The 4079-nt window shown below is 40.4% G+C and carries 4 protein-coding genes; all 4 read right to left on the bottom strand.

Annotation, left to right across the window (positions count from 1 at the left end):
* Nucleotides 1-23: 23 nt before the first annotated feature.
* From JX312_RS09970 to JX312_RS09955, 4 genes are read right to left on the bottom strand one after another with little or no spacing between them, the layout of a single operon-like run.
* Nucleotides 24-545, bottom strand: a complete 522-nt coding sequence (locus JX312_RS09970; RefSeq protein ID WP_204457885.1) for a hypothetical protein — start codon at nt 543-545, stop codon at nt 24-26.
* Nucleotides 545-1894: a protein phosphatase 2C domain-containing protein gene (locus JX312_RS09965; protein ID WP_204457884.1), complete on the bottom strand. Its 1350-nt coding sequence runs from the start codon at nt 1892-1894 to the stop codon at nt 545-547. Before JX312_RS09965 ends, JX312_RS09970 begins: the two co-directional genes overlap by 1 nt.
* A gap of 2 nt (nt 1895-1896) precedes the next feature.
* Nucleotides 1897-2634 (bottom strand): VWA domain-containing protein, encoded by a 738-nt coding sequence (locus tag JX312_RS09960; protein ID WP_204457883.1) that lies wholly within the window; start codon nt 2632-2634, stop codon nt 1897-1899.
* Between the two features lie 14 nt (nt 2635-2648).
* Complete coding sequence (locus JX312_RS09955) at nt 2649-3911, bottom strand: serine/threonine-protein kinase (RefSeq protein ID WP_204457882.1); 1263 nt, start codon at nt 3909-3911, stop codon at nt 2649-2651.
* Between the last annotated feature and the right edge of the window lie 168 nt (nt 3912-4079).

The raw sequence follows: 4079 nt of genomic DNA, 5'->3' as shown, positions 1-4079 counted from the left end.
AGATTAGTAGCCTTAGAGCTGTACTATTCGTCTTTTACAGATAAATCCGGAGCATCTTTCTTAACAATCAATTTCTTCTCATCCTTAATTGCTATAATGCGGTCTTGAATGAAAGTTAATTGCTTGTCAATAAGTATAAGTTGTTCCTCTAACTCTTTTCGCCTTTTAGCACGTTTTGTTTTGAGGAACTCCAACCACTCTCTTTTCTTTCGCTCCTCCTCTTCTCGACGAATCCTATCTATATACGATTCTTCTTGTTGTTGAGAAGATTCGCTCTCGTTTTGTTGATTCCCTAATAAAGAATTCCTCTGAGGATTCGGCGTAATATTTACAACACTCGAATCGCCTGTTGATGGCTCTTCAACTGGGCTATAGATGTCAGTCGGCTTATCAAAATCTCCTATAAGAGGGTATTCCGGTCGCTTATCCGGTTCTTCGGAAGGAGGATTTATAGGCACATCAGGACTTTTCAGAGCCTCTTCAGGCTCTGAAGCATCAGATGTGTCCCGCTTGAAAAATGAGACTATTTTTCTAAGAAATCCCATTACCTTCTATTCTTACGTTTAATTTTGTTCTTAAAAAATTTACGTTTCAGTTTGTTGCCTCTTCTATCCCGTGGTCTACGGTGTCTGCCATATTGAGATATAACTGAGCTATCTTTCTTCTCAGATGACGATTTGGGTTCTGTAGCCGGTTCCTCCGGAGTAATAGTTACCGAAGGTTGAGGAATTACTTTCTCATAAGGTATGTCATCATTGAATAAAACGGGATTATTTTCATCCAATTCTTTCGCAAGATCATTATATCGCTGTATTAGACGTTTTCTATTCTCAATCGCAGCCATCATTTCTTTTACCGCATATTCATAGTCTATGGCCGCCTTTGTATTGGTAGTCTTTACATCTTCAAGTGACTTTCTTTCCTTGTGAAATTTGTGTATCCGAGCCTTGTTTTGGTTTAGTTCTCCTAAAGTCGTACTAAGTTGCCACTCTGTGATATTCCTTATTGCAATATCTGCTTTAGTATCATCATATATTGCAGATATAGACATGTCGTCTTGGCTTCCTCGTTTACTCAGAATTGACAAATCGGAGGAAAGTACGTTTTCAACATTTTTCGGATCACTTTTATATGCGAGTTTAAGAACTTGTATATAAAAGTTTATTAGATTTTTATCTTCTCCAAAAGAATCATCGAGACCATCAGAACCTAAAAATACAGCAAATGGAAAATCTCCATCACCTTGAAAAGAGTACCTGATCTTTTCACTTGCATAAGAATCACATAATGATGTTGTCTTATTTAAGAAGCAAGCATCATCCCACATGATTGGTTCTTTGGGGCCTGTTTCTTGATGAAATGAGAAGCATTTTCCGTCTCCAATTTGAAATCCAAACCAATATGATGGGGTTTGGACATACCCAATAAGGGTACACCCATAAACCTTGGCAAGCCTATTTTTATCTGTCAAATCCCTGTGGTATTCTTCCGGAACCATTGACATCTCTTCGGCAGAAATTGGATTTTCTTTAGCGTGAGCTTCTATCTTTTCACGCCATTTGGCTATTATTGAATTTCCAAGTTGACGAAGTGCATCAATATGTTTTTTTGAAGGTTGACCACAACATTCTCCATTGATACCATATTGTGTAAGGGGAGCACCAACGAAAAAATCAGAAGGCATTTGTCTTACAAAAATGCGTATCAAGTCGGAACTCACTTCGCAAGCAAGTTCGGAACCAATATGACTCCTATAGTAACGCTCGCCTCCATGACCATCACTTACAAGAGCAATGGATAATTCTGGAGTTGATTCACTAAAGGAACAATCTTGGCAAACTTTATTGGATTTGATATGACTGGCGCCTTGGCAGGTTTTATTGAATCCTTTCATATTTAATCCCAATCATCGTAGGATGATGAATCTGGTGCAGCAGCTGTGCTCGCTCCGTCAATATTGTCAACGGCTTGATTAACATCCTTGATTACTTGGTCTTGTTTTGATGTGTCTCCAGCAGAACTGCTCTTGCTACCTATCTGAGAGGATGTAACTGCCACAATACGAATAATCTGTTTCAGTGCATCGATATTTTGAACCTTGATAACAGCTTCGCTGTTGCCCGTAAAACGTGCAAGTACGTCCAAGTCTGCATCATCACCTATTGCAATGGCAATACGTATTGCATTCTTGAACCAGTTATTTCCTTGTATCGTCTGTAGTCCGCCATCGAAATTATCTGTAGGACCACCATCAGAAAGGAGGATGATTGCTGGGGCATAGGAGCCGCTCGCCGATTTCATATACCCGGAGCGGGAAAGCTTGGAATTGAGTTCAAGGCAAGCCTCGCCGAGTGAAGTCAAACCGCCAGCCTGAACATCAATCCACTTGAAATCCTCTACAGATTTAGGCTCATTGTACAGCCACTTGGTTCCGTTTGAAAACTCCAGAGCGGCTACTTTGATTTCTGCATCCGGGTTGGAAGAAGATATATCTTCCAACATCGGCAGTACGTTTACAATGGCGTCATTTACAGCGCCAATTTTGTTTCCAGACATACTTCCTGATGTGTCAATCAAGAAGAACAGAGTCATGGTTCTGCGGGGTACGCTTACAGCGTAGTCAAGTAATGACATGCGGTATATTATTGTTAATGAGTTACTATTTCACAATTATATGTTTTGTCGAATGTAATCTTAATTCCGTTTTTAACGGGAGCACATTCGTTAGGCTGAACGATTTTCAGTTTGCCACTGGGAGTTTCGGCTGTCCAAGCATTGGGTGATATATTCTTGATGAGCATCATGGAGGGATCGTTAGGATTAAGCTCAATCCGACAATCAGGAATATTGTCGTTGTCGATATAGAGATCTGTCCCGGGTGTCAGTAGCAATTCTCTGTTTCCCATTTTCAGATGTGCATTGACACCGACATCCTTCCGACAGTTCATACACTTACCATCCTTTTCAACGAATGTCTCTTCCTTGCAGTGTGGACATACAACAAGACTGTCACGAAGACTGTTGATAAGTTTTTCCCAATTCTGTTCCAACATCCTTTCTTGTGGATTCTTCAGTTTCTCTTGACTGAACTCTCTTTGGAATGTTTCACGAAGTATTGCCGGGAAAGCAGGCCAACGGCGAATCACATTGTGATGAATGCCCTGCACTGGGAGATTGCTTTTGTCGTTTTCGTCATAAATGAAAAGGGCCTCACTACCATAGAATTTTTTCTCAAAGCTCTCTGTCATGCACGGACAGCCTACGACCTTGGCTCCCTCAAAGGGATGGTTGGCATAGAAGAGCATAAAAAGTATAACTGACAATGAAAACCGATCGCTATACTTGTCAGGGATAGAACCTGCAACGATTTCAGGTGCCATATATCTGGCTTTCCCCATTATACCGGACTTTTCTCCATGAGGCATAACATTGTCATTATCGCAGATAAGGACATCGCCGTTATTAGGATTTATAAAGAAGTTGCCATCGTTCAAATCTTGATAACTATAACCAAAACGATGCAGGAGCATAAAGCCATTACAAATCTTCATGGCAGCTGCTAACATCGCTGAATATGACTTGAACGACTTCTTTGCAAGAAGATAATTGCCAAATTCATAATAGCCTTGTGGACGCAACTTCATGACATAGCCATAGCTGCCTTTCTGACGTTCAGTAAGGTATTCGGGCCATAGAAATGCGTCAGATGGCGCACCCTGTATAACATTGTTCTGGAGATTTTTGTAAAAACTCTTATCTGGAGGATTTATGTACCATTTAAGAGCTTTCTCTTCTCCATTGAGTTTCACGAGATAGACTATTCCTTGTCCACCTCGTCCCAGTTCTTTAACAATAGTGACGTATCCACCATTGGTTAAACTGATTTTATCGCCTGTCTTTAGTTCTGTCATAAGCGGTTATGCTGTTATTCCTAATCCATATCCTATATAGGCCATGGCTTCGGCTACTTCGTGTTCTGGATATTGATGTATTGATATAAATTTCTTCACTAGTGTCTCTTAAAAAGTGTTAATCAAATTCGAGGTCAAGAGTTGGATGGCAATTTGCTATTTGTGCTG

Source organism: Barnesiella sp. CU968 (genome assembly GCF_905219685.1).
Lineage (GTDB): Bacteria > Bacteroidota > Bacteroidia > Bacteroidales > Muribaculaceae > Lepagella > Lepagella muris_A.
Note: the sequence above shows the minus strand (reverse complement) of the source record. Positions and strands in the feature narration are given on the sequence as shown.

Excerpts from the sequence above, each read along its gene's own strand:
- JX312_RS09970 (WP_204457885.1), bottom strand. The coding sequence starts at position 545 with ATGGGATTTCTTAGAAAAATAGTCTCATTTTTCAAGCGGGACACATCT.
- JX312_RS09965 (WP_204457884.1), bottom strand. The coding sequence starts at position 1,894 with ATGAAAGGATTCAATAAAACCTGCCAAGGCGCCAGTCATATCAAATCC.
- JX312_RS09960 (WP_204457883.1), bottom strand. The coding sequence starts at position 2,634 with ATGTCATTACTTGACTACGCTGTAAGCGTACCCCGCAGAACCATGACT.
- JX312_RS09955 (WP_204457882.1), bottom strand. The coding sequence starts at position 3,911 with ATGACAGAACTAAAGACAGGCGATAAAATCAGTTTAACCAATGGTGGA.